Origin of the sequence: Kocuria sp. CPCC 205260, from assembly GCF_040981045.1 — a bacterium.
GTDB lineage: Bacteria > Actinomycetota > Actinomycetes > Actinomycetales > Micrococcaceae > Kocuria > Kocuria palustris.
Genome location: NZ_JAVKPT010000001.1, coordinates 863,986 through 878,356, shown reverse-complemented (window position 1 = coordinate 878,356; position 14,371 = coordinate 863,986). Strand labels below are relative to the sequence as shown.

The 14,371-nt window shown below is 65.9% G+C and carries 14 protein-coding genes and 3 pseudogenes; 10 read left to right on the top strand and 7 right to left on the bottom strand.

Translation table 11 applies throughout. The features are described 5' to 3' along the window. Positions 1-10 precede the first annotated feature (10 nt). The 4 genes from RF645_RS03945 to RF645_RS03930 all read right to left on the bottom strand — a co-directional run bounded on the left by RF645_RS03945 (position 11) and on the right by RF645_RS03930 (position 2,731). Positions 11-976: an ABC transporter ATP-binding protein gene (locus RF645_RS03945; RefSeq protein ID WP_051990499.1), complete on the bottom strand. Its 966-nt coding sequence runs from the start codon at positions 974-976 to the stop codon at positions 11-13. 99 nt (positions 977-1,075) lie between these two features. Continuing rightward, positions 1,076-1,411, bottom strand: coding sequence for a hypothetical protein (locus RF645_RS03940; protein ID WP_006215467.1), 336 nt, complete (start codon positions 1,409-1,411; stop codon positions 1,076-1,078). 116 nt (positions 1,412-1,527) lie between these two features. Then, positions 1,528-2,052, bottom strand: coding sequence for an LppP/LprE family lipoprotein (locus tag RF645_RS03935; RefSeq protein ID WP_006215466.1), 525 nt, complete (start codon positions 2,050-2,052; stop codon positions 1,528-1,530). Between the two features lie 97 nt (positions 2,053-2,149). Continuing rightward, on the bottom strand, positions 2,150-2,731 hold the full coding sequence (locus tag RF645_RS03930; RefSeq protein ID WP_006215465.1) for an LppP/LprE family lipoprotein: 582 nt from the start codon (positions 2,729-2,731) through the stop codon (positions 2,150-2,152). Positions 2,732-2,882: 151 nt separating this feature from the next. Between RF645_RS03930 and ychF the strand changes: the two genes are divergently transcribed. From ychF to RF645_RS03895, 7 genes and pseudogenes are all read left to right on the top strand, one after another. Further along, a complete protein-coding gene (ychF, locus tag RF645_RS03925; protein WP_006215464.1) occupies positions 2,883-3,962 on the top strand; it encodes a redox-regulated ATPase YchF in 1,080 nt (359 codons plus the stop codon). Positions 3,963-4,554: 592 nt separating this feature from the next. Continuing rightward, positions 4,555-5,127 (top strand): hypothetical protein, encoded by a 573-nt coding sequence (locus RF645_RS03920; protein ID WP_040561382.1) that lies wholly within the window; start codon positions 4,555-4,557, stop codon positions 5,125-5,127. Positions 5,128-5,235: 108 nt separating this feature from the next. Further along, positions 5,236-6,144: an Abi family protein gene (locus tag RF645_RS03915; protein ID WP_235044770.1), complete on the top strand. Its 909-nt coding sequence runs from the start codon at positions 5,236-5,238 to the stop codon at positions 6,142-6,144. Positions 6,145-6,596: 452 nt separating this feature from the next. Further along, complete coding sequence (locus RF645_RS03910) at positions 6,597-8,144, top strand: Abi family protein (protein ID WP_006215463.1); 1,548 nt, start codon at positions 6,597-6,599, stop codon at positions 8,142-8,144. Between the two features lie 344 nt (positions 8,145-8,488). Beyond that, on the top strand, positions 8,489-9,043 hold the full coding sequence (locus RF645_RS03905) for a GNAT family N-acetyltransferase (protein WP_040561356.1): 555 nt from the start codon (positions 8,489-8,491) through the stop codon (positions 9,041-9,043). A 102-nt stretch (positions 9,044-9,145) separates the two neighbouring features. Beyond that, positions 9,146-9,465, top strand: a pseudogene (locus tag RF645_RS03900) (HigA family addiction module antitoxin). Then, a complete protein-coding gene (locus RF645_RS03895; RefSeq protein ID WP_040561355.1) occupies positions 9,465-10,286 on the top strand; it encodes an alpha/beta fold hydrolase in 822 nt (273 codons plus the stop codon). The pseudogene RF645_RS03900 and the gene RF645_RS03895 overlap by 1 nt, the downstream one beginning before the upstream one ends. A 274-nt stretch (positions 10,287-10,560) precedes the next feature. Here RF645_RS03895 and RF645_RS03890 read toward each other — a convergent pair whose 3' ends face one another. Both RF645_RS03890 and RF645_RS03885 read right to left on the bottom strand, forming a co-directional pair. Beyond that, positions 10,561-10,743, bottom strand: coding sequence for a type II toxin-antitoxin system RelE/ParE family toxin (locus tag RF645_RS03890; RefSeq protein WP_327059365.1), 183 nt, complete (start codon positions 10,741-10,743; stop codon positions 10,561-10,563). A gap of 78 nt (positions 10,744-10,821) precedes the next feature. Beyond that, the gene (locus tag RF645_RS03885) at positions 10,822-11,067 is read right to left on the bottom strand and encodes a type II toxin-antitoxin system prevent-host-death family antitoxin (RefSeq protein WP_024291015.1); all 246 of its coding nucleotides are present in this window, start codon (positions 11,065-11,067) and stop codon (positions 10,822-10,824) included. 226 nt (positions 11,068-11,293) lie between these two features. On the opposite strand from RF645_RS03885, the pseudogene RF645_RS03880 reads away from it, so the two are divergent. The 3 genes and pseudogenes from RF645_RS03880 to RF645_RS03870 form a co-directional block, all read left to right on the top strand. Then, positions 11,294-11,419 (top strand): annotated as a pseudogene (locus RF645_RS03880) (IS3 family transposase); the annotation flags it as partial. 51 nt (positions 11,420-11,470) lie between these two features. Next, positions 11,471-12,368: pseudogene (locus RF645_RS03875) on the top strand (integrase core domain-containing protein); the annotation flags it as partial. Positions 12,369-12,494: 126 nt separating this feature from the next. Beyond that, on the top strand, positions 12,495-13,712 hold the full coding sequence (locus tag RF645_RS03870; RefSeq protein WP_051990497.1) for a hypothetical protein: 1,218 nt from the start codon (positions 12,495-12,497) through the stop codon (positions 13,710-13,712). 373 nt (positions 13,713-14,085) lie between these two features. On the opposite strand, the gene RF645_RS03865 is transcribed toward RF645_RS03870, so the two are convergent. Further along, positions 14,086-14,274 carry a hypothetical protein gene (locus tag RF645_RS03865; RefSeq protein WP_157796664.1) on the bottom strand — a complete coding sequence of 63 codons (189 nt, stop codon included), beginning with the start codon at positions 14,272-14,274 and terminating at the stop codon, positions 14,086-14,088. Between the last annotated feature and the right edge of the window lie 97 nt (positions 14,275-14,371).

The window sequence follows — 14,371 nt, the reverse complement described above, 5'->3', positions numbered from 1 at the left end:
CCGGGGACGCTCAGGCGGCGTCGTCGTCGGCGGTTGTCGAGGTCAGTCCCACGAACGCCTCCTCCAGGCCCGCCTGCTCGATCAGCAGGTCGCTGGCCCGGGTCGTGGTCAGCAGCGTGCGGGCGATCAGGTCGGTATCGGCGCCGCTGAAGACGGTGCGCTCCGGGGTCTGTTCGATCTGCACGCCCTCCGGAAGACGGCTCAGCACGGAGGCGGGGTCGCCGTCGGCGGGGTCCCAGCGGCAGGTGACGCGCCGCAGCCCGCCCAGGGCGCGGATCTGCTCGGTCGTGCCGTCGGCGATGATGCGCCCGGCGCTCACCACGACGATGCGGTCGGCGAACTGCTCCGCCTCCTCGAGGTAGTGGGTGGCGAAGATGATCGTGCGCCCCCGCTGGGCCTCCTGGTGCATGGAGGCCCAGAACTCGCGTCGCACGGTCACGTCCATGCCGGCGGTGGGCTCGTCGAGCACGAGCAGCTCGGGTTCGCACAGCAGGGCCAGGGCGAAGCGCAGACGCTGCTGCTCGCCTCCCGAGCACTTGGAGACCTTCCTGCGGGCGATGCCGGAAGCCCCGGCGCGCTCCAGGGCCTCGTCGATGGGAAGGTGGCGGGGATGCTGCGTGGCGACCATGGCCACGGTCTCGCGCACGGTCAGGTCATCCAGCAGGGCTCCGCTCTGCAGCACCGCCGACACCCGTCCCTGGTTGACGGCCTGGCGCGGGGGAAGCCCGAGGACGCGGCAGGTCCCGGACGTGGGGTCGGTGAAGCCCAGCACCATATCCAGCGCTGTGGTCTTGCCAGCGCCGTTGGGGCCCAGCAGGGCGACGATCTCGCCTTGGGCGATCGTGAGATCCAGTCCGTCGACGGCTGCGACCCGGCCGGAGCGTGTGCGGAAGCTCTTGTGCAGGTTGTTCAGCTCGACAGCCGGGGGAGCGACGGGCTCCGAGCGGGGGTCTGGGGCATCGGGTGCTGTGCGCATGCCTCCATGGTCCACCGCGCGGGGCCCTGTCCGCCGTCAGGAGGTGTCACGACCTGGCCATGACAGATGGCCCATATGTGCGGGACGATCCCGACGGGATCAGTAGATGCCGTCGGGGCTGGTCGCCCTCTGGTTGTAGTCCTTGACCACGGAGGGGTCGAGGGGCAGGCTCCCGGGCTCGACGATGCGCCCGCCGGCGATGCTGCGGATCACCACCGTGTTCGTGATCCGGCCGGCCCCGCTGGTGCTCGAGGCGCCGTCGCGGAACGTGAACAGGATCTGCGGCTTCCTGCTGGAGCGCGATTCGCCCGTCACGCGGGTCCCTGCCGGGATCATCCACTGCAGGCGCGTGGTGCGGGTGGCGGGATCATATGCGGAGTGGAGGACGCGGCGACGCGAGATGGTCGACGGGGTGGGTGCTCCGAGAGCTGGCATGGACTCCTTTCGCGGTGAACTGCGCCCGGGTGTCGTCGAAGTCACGGGGTCCCGCACTCATGCGAGTGCGGGACCCCGTGGCCTTGGAGCCGAGATCTGAGATCTGTCGACACAGGTCAGGCGGTCGGCGGGAACTCGCCCTCGTGGTCGACGGAGTCGCTCGCGTCGTTCCAGGTGAAGGTCGACTCGGCGCGGCCCTGGGGTGCGGCGTTGGGTTCGTCGCCCTCCAGATACCGGTAGGTGATGGAGATCGAGCCGTCGTCGATCCGCTCGATCTGCGGGACGAAGGCCTGCGGCTCGGCCGTGGCAGTGCCCTTGTAGATGCCGTGGTGGAACAGCATCACGCTGTTGGCCGAGGAGGCGGTGCCGCCGTGCGGGACGACGATCCACGACAGGTCGGCGCAGCGGTCGTAGCCGGAGGTGTCGGCATGGTCGAGCAACTCCGTGCTGTCGTCGGCGCTGAGGACGAGGGCGCCCCAGACGGAGACGGCCTCCTCTCCGGTGAGGTCGGAGCAGGACTGTGAGGGCTGGTTCTGGGGTGGGGCGACGTCGGCGGCATGCGCTGCGGTGCCGGTGCCGAGCAGCAGAGCGGAGGCCGCTGCGCCGGCGATGACGGAGTCTCGGAGCTGGGTGCGGTTCATGAGTCTCACCTCGTGAGGGTCGATCGTGCTGAAGCGACTGGATTTCGGTGCTCAGAAAGGCCGCCGCCTGCCCAGGGGTCGGGCGGCGGAGAGGGGATCAGAAGGTGTCCGGGAACTCGCCCGAGTGCTCGACGGAATCGGACGCCTCGTCCCAGGTGAAGGTGGACTCCGTGGTGCCCTCGAAGCCGACGGCATCGTCGCGGTGGCCGTAGGGGTACTCGATGCTCAGGGTGTCGTCGTCCACCCGCTCGATCTCCGGGGTCCACTCGTAGGCCTCGGCGGTGTCCGTGCCCAGGTACTCGCCGTCGTGGAAGAGCATCACGATGAAGTAGCCCGGGCTGCCGGCCGGCACGCCCTCGTCGGTGGCGTAGCTGACGGTGATGGCCGAGAGGCCGTCGCAGGGGTCGTAGTGCTCGGTGTCGGCAATGCCGCTGTCGGCGGTCCAGGTGTAGTGGCCGTCGTCGGAGTCCGGCAGGTCGTCGGCCTTCTTGTCGAAGGCCTCCTGGCCGGTCAGTCCGTCGCACTTCTCGGCGGCGGCGGCCTGGTCGGCCTCGTACGGGTCAGTGGGGTCGGTTCCGGGGCAGGCGGGGGCGGCCTGTGCCGCGACGCCCGAGCCCAGGAAGAGCAGGGAAGCCGCTCCGGTGGCGATGGCGGTGCTGCGGATCTGCTTGCTGTTCATCGTGCTCACCTCGTCGATGTGTCCTGCATCGCGATTTGCGATGGCACCTACGTTTGCAGTCGTGATTCGCGGTCGCAAGGGGTTGTGATCGGACCGTGATGTTCGGCCGCTGGGCGGACCGCCGCGCCCGTCGCCGGTAGGGTGTCCTCCCGTGGCTCTTACTATCGGAATCGTCGGTCTCCCCAACGTCGGCAAGTCGACCCTGTTCAATGCGCTGACCCGCAACACCGTGCTCGCGGCGAACTACCCGTTCGCCACCATCGAGCCCAACGTGGGCGTGGTCAGCCTTCCGGACGAGCGCCTGGATGCGCTCGCGGGTATCTTCGGGTCGCAGAAGATCCTCCCGGCCACGGTGTCGTTCGTGGATATCGCGGGCATCGTGAAGGGCGCCTCCGAGGGGGAGGGGCTGGGCAATCAGTTCCTCGCCAACATCCGCGAGGCGCACGCCATCGCCCAGGTGGTCCGCGCCTTCGACGACCCCGACGTGGTCCACGTGGACGGGAAGATCGATCCCGCCTCCGACATGGAGACCATCAACACCGAGCTGGTGCTCGCCGACCTGCAGACCCTCGAGAACGCGATCCCGCGCCTGGAGAAGCAGGTCAAGATCAAGAAGGCGGACCCCGCCAAGCTCTCGGCCTATCAGGCGGCCTACGAGGTGCTCTCCGAGGGGCACACGATCTACTCCCGCAAGGACTCGCTGGAGCTCGATCAGATCCGCGACCTCACGTTGCTGTCGGCCAAGCCGTTCATCTTCGTCTTCAACTGCGACGAGGGCGTGCTCGGCTCGGCCGAGCGCCAGGCTGAGCTGGCCGAGCTCGTGGCCCCGGCCGAGGCCGTGTTCCTGGACGCCAAGCTCGAGTCCGAGCTCGTGGAGCTCTCCGAGGAGGAGGCTGCCGAGATGCTCGAGATGTCCGGGCAGGACGAGGCCGGCCTGGACAAGCTGGCGCGTGTGGGCTTCGAGACCCTCGGGCTGCAGACCTACCTCACCGCCGGGCCCAAGGAGGCCCGTGCCTGGACCATCAACAAGGGCGACACCGCTCCGCAGGCGGCCGGTGTCATCCACACGGACTTCGAGCGCGGGTTCATCAAAGCCGAGATCGTGTCCTTCGACGACCTCGTGGCCGCCGGCTCCATGGCCGATGCCAAGGCCGCCGGCAAGGTGCGCATGGAGGGCAAGGACTACGTCATGCAGGACGGGGACGTGGTTGAATTTCGTTTCGCCGTATAACCTCTGGCGTCCGTGACAGGTCGTGAACGGGCCTGTTAGACCGACGAACTGAAGCGCCAGCCAACAACATTCCTGTGTGAAGGCATCGGGACTGCCGCCCAAATGGGTGACATCCAATCTGGCTTGCCCGTTGGGCGGCCAGGAAGGATGCGCGCCACGGCTGCTCCCTACCCGAGTGAGTTCCGCGAGTGTGTCGTGCGCGTGGTTTGGCCCCGTGAAGACGGCGTTTCCCTCGCTCGGATCATTAAGGACTCCGGCATCCACGGGACGACGATCGACAAGTCGTTCCGTCAGGCCGACATCGACGGTGACCACCGTTCCGGAGCTACTCGTGAGGAATCCTCCGGGCTATGGGATCTCCACCGCCGGAACCGCCAATTGGAGCAGGAGAGCGAGGTCTGGTGCCGCGCGACTGCCTACCTCTTCTCGCAGGCACGCTTGCCGGAATAGGTTCTACCCGCTCGTAAGGGAGCCCACTGCCGATCGGATTCGTGCCGCGTTGTCCCTTGCAGATACCTGACCGCATAACAGTCCCCTTCCCGCAACGTAGCGATTCGCGATGTTCCTGTGCGGTCAATGGGAAGATGCCCGCATGGACGTCGCCGCCTTCGTAATCTCCTGCCTCTCACTTGTCGTTGCCGGGCTCGGCACCTGGTTGGCGAATGCTCGCGCCAAGGAAGCGCTTGAGGAGGCTCGGCGTGCGGCTGCCGATGCGTGCTGGTCCAAGCTCCAGGAGGCGGTGCAGCGGCTCATCGGCTTCGATCCCGCAGCTGAGCCAATCAACGATCGCCTGACAAATCTTCGCATCGCGATGACGGAGCTCGTCGAAAAGCTCGGCGACGAGTGGAAAGGTCTCGATCTATGGCTCGACTCCGAGCGGACCCTCGGCGTTACCTTCGGCCGGCTAGTCATGGAGCAGGCGAGGTCGGACGACTCGATCGACCGGCGACTGAAGAGCCTCGAACCTCTCATGTTCTGGGCGCAGGTGCTCGGCCAAAACCTCCGCTACCTCCGGTCAAAGGGCCATGACGGCCCGGCGCTCAGCGAACTCACTGAGCACGCCACGAGCATGACCCTCAGCGTTCACGAGCAGCAGGGCTGGGAGCCGCCTCGTACGTCCAACCCACGGGTCCGTCCGCTCGACGAGGACTTCCCACGGTCATGAAGGCGAGTTGTCGGCTGTCGGCCGCTCGCGTACACTGGCTACTACTAAGACCGGTTCCGCCTACCTCGGTAGGTCCAGGGCCGGTCCTCATTCTTTCAGGCGGTGTTCGTGGACAGTGGCGTCAAGGCGCACGAGTCCTACGCCCGGCAGGTCGAGATCCTCGCCGCCCGTGGCATGGACATGGGCGACCGCGAGTCGGCCGAGGCAACGCTCCGGCGAGTGAACTACTACCGGCTGAGCGGTTACTGGTATCCGTTCCGCAAGCAGTTTGAGGGTCGGCGCGAGGACGACTTCTACGACGGCACACGCTTCAGTGACGTGGTCGCGCTCTACGAGTTCGACGCTAGGCTTCGAGCCGCGACGTTCACAACGCTGACTCCCGTCGAGTTGGCCATCCGCGCGCTGCTCGGCCATGAACTCGGGCGCATCGATCCCTGCGCGCACCTCGACACGGAACTGCTCGGCCCGACAGCTCGCCAAGGCGATCGCTACCCGAGGTGGCTGAAGAAGTACCAGCGCGAACTCAACTGGTCACGCGAAGACTTCGTGAAGCACCACGACATGAAGTACGGCGGGCGCCTTCCGGTCTGGGTTGCCGTCGAGATCATCGACTGGGGGAGCCTCACGCGTCTCTACAACTTCGCGCCAGTCGGGGTTCGCGAGGACGTCGCCGATGCTTGCGGGCTCAGCCCTTCCCAGCTGGCGAGCTGGCTAAAGTCGCTCAACGTTGTGCGTAACACGTGCGCTCATCACGGCCGTCTCTTCAACCGGGTGCACACGCTCAAGCCGAAGCTCCCACCTGTCGGCCGTCACGCTGATCTCGACGCCAGCGCTGCGGACTGGAGTCGCACGTTCGGGCAGTTGACGCTCGTGCAGTTCCTATCGGACCGGCTGGGGCTCGGCCGCAGCAGCCTGCTCCGGGCCGTTCTGAAGAGCTATCCAGCAGTTCAGGCTGTGCCCGTCGCGCACATGGGCATCCCTGACGACTGGCAGACCAGCAGTCCGCTCTGGGCCTGACGAGGCTGTGTCGGAAGTTGAAGCCTAGAGGTTATTCGGCTACGGAACGTGGTCGAATTCAGGTTCAATGTCTAAGAATCGCCTTTGACCAGGGATTTTATCTTCTCGGCCCCCGTTTGGGTCCGATGGGTGAGTTCCGATCTACCATCAGTTGCTGAGCGTTAATGGCGCTGACCTTCGCTTTTAACCGGCCCCTGCGGAACCTCCGCAGGAGCCGACTGCCTCCCTAACGGAACCCAGGGCGCTTCACCAGCGCGTTGGTTCCAGCACCGAGGTCGTGGCCGGGGCAAGCAGTGCCCGGAGCTGCCGACGCTGAGCGACCGAGCAGTGTTTGACCTGCGCAGGTGGAACCCGTATCCTCGAAGTAACACGACAGGCTCGCTTCTCTAGATGAGACGCGGGCCTGTTCTCTTTCTACCCCCGGGTACCGGGGACAGCAGGACGATGCGCACGTGACGACCCCGAACAGCACCTACGCCAAGCCGTTCCTCACGGTCCCCGAGCAGATCCGCCGGCTGCGCGGGCGCGGCATGGACTGCGGAGACAACGCCTACGCGGCCGAGGTCCTGCAGCGATACGGCTACTACCGGCTCTCGGGTTACTGGCACCTCTACCGCGACCGGCCCGCTCCTCCTGCGCCCCGGTTCGACGAAGAGCACCGCGAGATCCGCCTGGACACGTTCGTGCCCGGGACCGGCCTCGCGCACGTGGTCTCGCTGTACGAGTTCGACCACGAGCTGCGCATGCGCCTCGGCGACGTCCTCAGTACCGTCGAGACGGCCTTCCGGTTCTTCATCGGCCACCGGCTCGGCAGGATCGACGCGTTCGCGCACAGGCACCCCTGGGCGCTCGGCGCGACGAGGCAGGAAGATCCCGGCGCGCCGCCCGAGCCGACCGCCGCCTACCGCGAGTGGCTCGAGGAGTACGACCGGCACGAGCAGCGCGCCCGGGGCGACTTCGTCGTACATTTCCGCCAGCAGTACGGTCCGCACCTGCCCATCTGGGTCGCGACAGAAGTGATGTCCTTCGGAGTGCTGAGCAGCCTCTACGACCTGATGCTGCAGCCCGACCAGGAGATCCTCGCGGCACGGTTCCAGGTCCGCACCGCCGACGGCCACGGAGATCGCGGCGCTCTCGGGAACTGGCTCAACAACCTCAGGAACGTGCGGAACATCTGCGCCCACTACGGCCGTGTGTGGAACCGCGCGTTCGATGTGCTCATCGACGCGCCGGGGCAGGCTCGAAAGGACGCCGACGACCTGCTCGCGTCGCTCGCGGAAGAAGGGACGAACAACAGGCTCTACGGAGTGCTGCTCGTATTGCGCCACCTCCTGCTGAGCATCGCGCCGGAGAAGGGCGACGTCGTGGACCTGGCCGACTTCGTCGAAGAGAAGTCCCGCACCGTCGGCTTCGGCATGGAGCAGCTCGGATTCCCTGACAGTTGGAGGAGCAGCCCGATCTGGGATCGGGCCTTCGCGCTCGACCGCTCACCGATGATGGCCGCGAGCCTGCTCGACCGAGCCGAGTGCATGACCGCCGCCGAGACCCGCGCATCGCTGACGGGGGCGGAAGTGATCGACGCGGAGCGGACACGTACCCCGGCGCAGGCGGCGCGCGCGAAGAAGGCCGCCCAGCGCAGCCTGCTGCGGACCTACCTCAAGCACAACGTCGTGATCGAGGTCGAGCTCGGAGGGACGAAGTTCTATCCGGCCTTCCAGTTCCGCGACGGGAAGATCATCGACGCGCTTGCCGAGATCAACCAGGCGCTCGCCCGGTCCTGCGGAGGCTCGGATCCGACCGACGTCGCCAGGGCGCTACTGGACTGGTGGCAGACGCCGCACCCGGACCTGCCCCATGGCGCGGACGGCTCGGACCGATCGCCCCTCGAGCTGCTGAGCTCGGCCACCGAGGAGGAGTTCGCCGCGGCGATCGACGAGGCGGACGCCATACGCAGCTTCGTCGTGCCGCACGACCTTGACCGGGGCAATGCGTGCGAGTAACGCTACGTGTCGGAGTGCCGGGGCACGAAGAACCATCCGCGAGCTGACTCGCGTCGAGGTGGAGGAAGGCGCTGGCCGAGGTCAAGGACAGTCGTACGGCGACCTCGAGGCTATCGACGTCGGCTTCGCGCCCGAGTGTGTGGCCGGCACATCAGGTGACAGTCTTCAGACGTTCGCTAACTGCGGCGACGTGGTCGAATTTCGTTTTGCGGTTTAACCTCTGAAACTACAACTCCTCTTGATCGAGGCTCTTCAGGGTGGCCTGCGCGAGGTCGGCAAGTGGCACGTCTGCGATTCGAGATGTTGACCAGATGCACGATGACGACGTCCGTAGACTTGGAAGCATGCCAGAAGTCGCGATCGAGATCGTTGCGCACGAGGAAATGGCGTCCAGTGACCTCGAGGGGTTGCGTCGACTCTTCGATGCCGAGTACCTGGATGACTTCGGTGAGTGGGACCCCGATAAGCCGTACGGGTATGCGCCTTACGCCCTTCATGTCATCGCGCGGAGAGGCGGGGAGATCGTCGGTCATGTTGGCTGGGCGAGGCGGACGATAGCCGTCGGCGGTGCTGAGATCGAGATCGGCGGTGTCGGGGGAGTGCTGATCTCTGATGCTATGAGGGGTGAGCGCGTCGGGAGTCGGCTCATGAGCGCTGTTGCGGAGTCGATGAGGGGAACCAACGGCGTCGCATTTGGGTATCTCGGCTGTCGAGAAGAGGTGGTCTCGTTTTACGCCTCGTGCGGCTGGACTCGGATCTCTGCTGAGGAGCGTTCGATCGATACGTCTGGCCGACCTCGCGAAGACCCGCCCGGCCAGCCGTTGCTGATCCTGCCGGTTGAGGGTGAGATCGCCGATTGGCCGGTGGGTGCGGTCGACCTGCGGGGTCGGGCCTGGTGATCGGTCGTAAAAGGTTGGTCGGCGATCGTCGAAGCCAGCACAGCATCCGCGTGAATGCCCAGTGCCGGACCTGCTTCGTCTGGAGAGATGGAGGTGCGGAAGATGTCGAACTCGTCGACTACCACTAGGCAGATCGGATCGAGACGATCCGCCTGGGAGAGATCCTGATGGAGGACTTCATCGAGGGTTTCGGGATCACGCAAAACAAGCTTGCGGTGTCGATCGGTGTGCCCCCGCGCCGGATCAATGAGATCGTGCACGGCAAGCACGGGATCAGTGAGGACACAGCTTTCCGTTTCGCGCGCTACTTCGGCACGTCCGAGGAGTTTTGGATGAACTTACAGTCGAACTATGAGCTGCGGCTCGAGCGTCGAGCGCTGCGCGACATGGTCGCGGCGATCACGCCACTGCGCTTGACGTGATGGACCGCACAGTGCTGCGCCCCGACGGCGTCTGGATCGCGGTCACCGACCTCGGTGGCGATGGCCCCACCGTCGTACTGTTGCACGGCCTCGCGGGGAGTTCACGCGAACTGTTGCCCACGGCGCATGCGCTACCGGGCTATCGTGTGCTGCTCGTAGACCAGCGGGGGCACGGCGCGAGCACGCGGCTTCCCGATGATCTGTCGCGCGATGCCTTCGTCGGAGACGTCGTCGCAGTGATTGAGGAACTCGTCCCTGGGCGGCGGGCGACGCTTGTCGGGCAGTCGATGGGAGCCCACACCGCGTTCCTTGTCGCGGCGGCGAGGCCAGACCTGGTCGAGGGGCTCGTGATGCTGGAAGGGCACGTGGCGGGCAACGGTGATCCGGGAGAGGCTGTCGGACTCGGCAGCTACTTCGAGTCCTGGCCGGTGCCGTTCGAAGACGAAGCTGCCGCGCGGGGGTTCCTCGGTGATGACGCGATCGTCAATGCCTGGGTGGCCGACCTTCTTCAGACCGATGATGGCCTGGTGCCGCGCTTCGATGCCTCGGTCATGCAGCGCACGATCGAGGCCGTCCATGAGCCGCGCTGGCAGGAGTGGGAGGTTCTGCAGGTTCCGACGCTCGCGGTCTTCGCAAAGCATGGGATGTTCAGCGATGCCGATAAGGACGAACTGGTCCGGCGCAGGCCCGAAACGGAGAGAGTAGATCTGGCCGACGGCAGCCATGACGCCCACCTTGACGCCTTCGACGAGTGGACCGATGTGCTCCATCACTGGCTGTCCCGCGATCAGACCGGGCCGTTGCGACCCAGCGGCCGCTGAGGTTGGTCCGTGCCGGAACTTGGTGGAGTTCCGGTTCAACGTGTGAGCGAGTCGCCGTTCACCCTCGCGACCGGGTGAGTTCCTCTGCGAACTCCGTCAGGAACTGGCCGCCAGCCGCCGTGCTGCGGGGGGGGCGACGGTGCCCAGGGGACATTGCCCTCGAGGTGATGTTACGCCGCGAGATGGGCGATGAGGGCCCGGGTGGAGTCGCTGGCGAGGCCTATGGTCTGGGCGCTCCGGCGCGCGTCAGCGATGCTCCGAGATCCGTCCCCGCTCATCGGTAGACCTCTCTGCGGTGCCCGACACGGAGGATCAGCACGACCAGCTCATCATCCACGACGTCATAGACGACTCGGTAGTCACCGATTCGGAAGCGCAACTCGCCCTCGCCGCCCTGAAGCTTGAGGCAACCGGGTGGGCGAGGGTCATCAGCAAGGGCGTTGAGTGCCTCGAGAATACGTCAGGCGGTCTGACGATCGAGCTTCCGAAGGGCTTTCGCCGCCGAGGCGACGTAGGTGACGCGATACGCCACGGATCAGAGTCCGAGCTCGGCGACCAGATCCTCATGGGAGACGCGCTCGGTCTCTTCACGCGCGGCCGCCGCCGCACGGATGTCGGCCTGATCTTCCAACGCCTGGAGTGCGCGATCGTAGAACTCCGGGGACACGACGACCGCGCGACGACCAGCGCCGCGCGAGGTGATCTCGACGGGCTCGCGCTGTGCTGCGGCGATGAGATCGGCCTGGCGGCTGCGGAAGTCGGAGAGCGTTACGGAAGTCATGTCCTGATGGTACATCTTGTACAAGATGGCGTGATGGTCACTTGCAGGGGCCGCTCTGCGCGGCGCCGTGATCGGGATGTCGAGGACCTGGGGATCCCGCCGGGGAACCAACCGTCTGGAGAGGCTTGCAGGCGATCGTCGCGGACAGCTCCGTCGGGCGGTCCGAGGCAAGGTGGCGCGCTTCCATGATCCCGTGTAGGTCGGGGCCCGAGCCCAGGGTGGCGAGATCGAGCTCGCGAACGCGATCTTCGAGCACATCGAGGTGTCCTACAACCGTCGTCGACGGCACTGCTGCCTCGAGTACGCGACACCCCACGACTACGACCTCGCCGGCATCCCGCGGGCACTGTGAATCGGCCCGGGTTTGATGCCGCTGCTGTTTGAGTCCGGAAGGATGGACAGCATGCCGAAGAAGATCGATCCCCAGCTGCGCGCCAGGTGCGTGCGGCTCGTCAGGGAGCACCTCCAGGAGTAACCCCACCCTCACTGCCGCGCTCGCCCGGCAGGAAGGCGCCTCGCTGGAGTCCGCGCGGCGCTGGCTCGCGCAGGCCGAGGTCGATCACGGAACCCGCCTCGCCGATCGGACCGTCACAGACGCCCTGGTCGAGGACAAGGTCCGCGACCTCGCCTGGAGGGCCAACCCCGTCACCGGGCAGGCCCCGATGACGCCCGAGGGCCTCTACGGACGGCGGAAGTGGGTCGCGCTGCTGCGCCGCCTGGAAGGCCTGGCCGGCACGTCCCGTGGGGCGGTGGACCGGGCGATGCGCACCCTCGGCCGCGAAGGTATCCGGCGGGCGAAGAAGCTCCGCACGACGATCGCCGATCCTGACGGGAAGCGAGCCGGTGACCTACTGAATCGCGACTTCACCGCTACCGCCCCGAACCTGGTCTAGGTCACCGACTTCACCTACGTCGGCACCTGGGCGGGGTTCGTCTACGTCGCGTTCGTCGTGGACGTCTTCGCTCAGCGGATCGTGGGCTGGCACGCGTCCTCGAGCTGCGCACCGATCTCGTCATGACGCCACTGCGGATCGCAGTACACGTCGATCCGGTACACCGAGCACCTCGACCTCGAGGGCATCACCCCGTCGATCGGGACCGTCGGAGATGCCTTCGATATCGCGCTGATGGAGACGATCAACGGGCTCTACAAGACCGAGTGCATTCGGGCCATCGTCTTCCACGCCGGCCCCTACCGGGCCCTCGCGGACGTCGAGTTCGCGACTGCCGGCTGGGTCGACTGGTACAACAACCGGCACCTCAACGGCTCCCTCGGGATGCTGACCCCGATAGAGTTCGAGACGCTGCACAACGAGGCCCTCACCCGAGAGCCAGCCCGCACCCACAAAAGCAGCGGCGGAGAAACCGGGCCGATTCAGAGAAGCCGGCAGGAGCACGCGAACTGACAACGCGGAAGGAGTCGACTTTTGACGACTCACAAGAGTGAACCCATCGGGACGACGCAAAGCCCGACGGGGGAGGTAGTGGTCGGGGTGATAGCCGACCCCGTCGCCACCGCCCTGACAGTCGCGAAGCATCTCGAACGGGAACTGCCTGGCCTACTCGCCGAGCAGCTCGTTGACGGTCACTGGAGAGTGGAGGTGCACCGAGAGAGGCTGCCTCCCAGTGACGAGAAGCGGTTTGAGATGATGGACCTGGCAGCTGAGCGTAAGCGGGAACATGGCTGGGACCTCGCGGTATGCGTGACCGACCTCCCACTGATGATCGACCGGCGCCCCGTCGTCGCTGACGCCGACCACAGTCGGAATGTGGCGGTGGTTTCACTGCCGGCCTTCGGGGCCATGAGCCTACGAAGGCGAGTTTCAGAGGTGGTGACACAGCTCATTGGGGACATGCGCGGCGGGACCATTCTGAAGGACGAGTCCCAGGCGCATCGGCGGTCACGGGTCTCGGCTCTGGGCGGCGCCTTCGAGCGGACGACCCCAGACCAAGACGGTGTCGACGTCCGTATCTTCGCGAACCGCGGGCGTCTGCGGCTGCTCGTGGGAATGGTCCGGGATAATCGTCCGTGGCGGCTGGTCTCCGGTCTCCGAGGGGCGTTGGTGGGAGCGTTCGCGTTCAGCGCATTCTATCTGTTGAACGCCACGCTGTGGGAACTCGCACTCACCATGGCAGCGTGGCAGCTGGTCGCCGTCGTCGTTGCCTCAATTACGGTGATGATCACTTGGCTCATCGTCTATCACCACCTCTGGGAACGAGCCAAAGATCTGCCGCCGCAGGAACGTGAACGAACGGTGCTGTTCAACGCGTCGACTGTATTGACCCTCGCTATTGGGCTGACGTGCGGCTATGCGGGGCTGTTCGTCCTGAACCTGACTGCCGCGCTGATCGTTTTCACTCCGGAGGTGTTCAGCCAGTACGCCGGAGACGAATACGGGCTGGGCGAGTATCTCCTGGTGACCCTGTTCGCGACCGCCGCTGCGACGATCGCGGGTGCGATTGGGTCTGGCTTCGAAAGTGAAGAGTCGGTGCTCGAGGCCGCCTATAGCTACCGGGAGCGCAAACGGCGCGAGGCGCGGCGCCGCTCACGCAGCGAAAAGAACAATGACAGCGCGGTCCACGACGCAGCGCAGAACGACGACACATCTCGCGTAGAGGACTCCGATGCAGGCCCGGACCACTGAGGAGGCAATAGGCCGGCGGTGGATGGCGGGGCTGAAGTTCTTGGCGTACGTAAGCCCTGCCCGAATGAATGCCCGCTGAGGGATCCCTCAACGAGCTGCTACTTTCGTTTTTGGTACGACATAGAAGCGATCACCACAGCCATAGTGAATCGGCCCGGTTTCTCTGCCGCTGCTTTGTGGGTGCGGGCTCTCTGGTGAGGGCCTCGTTGTGCAGCGTCTTGAAGCGCCCTGGGTTTCGTTCCGAGGCTGTCGGTTCTGGCTGGTGTCATCTCTCGGAAGATGCTTCCCACCCGCAGTCATCGCAGACTCCGGTGGTGTCGCCGATGCTGTGCACCGGGTGCAGGACAGGCCGCAGCTTGCGACGCTCGTAGAATTAGCGTTCGACGTCTCCGGCGGCTTCCATAGCTCGGCCTTTCGAGGAGAAGCCGCCGGTGTATTCGGGGTAGATGTGCAGGGCGGGGCCGTCGTCGCCGCGGATGGCCTTGATGTATCCGGTCGTGAGCTCGTATCCGCTGATCCCGATGGTCGAGGTGATGCGGCGCAGCAGCGGCCTGTTCTCCATCAGCATGCGCTTGGCCGTCAGGGCTTCATCGAAGGACGCAGCGCGCTGACGCTGTTCGGGTGCATCCGGGGTTCCGCAGAACGGGGTGCTGCGGGAA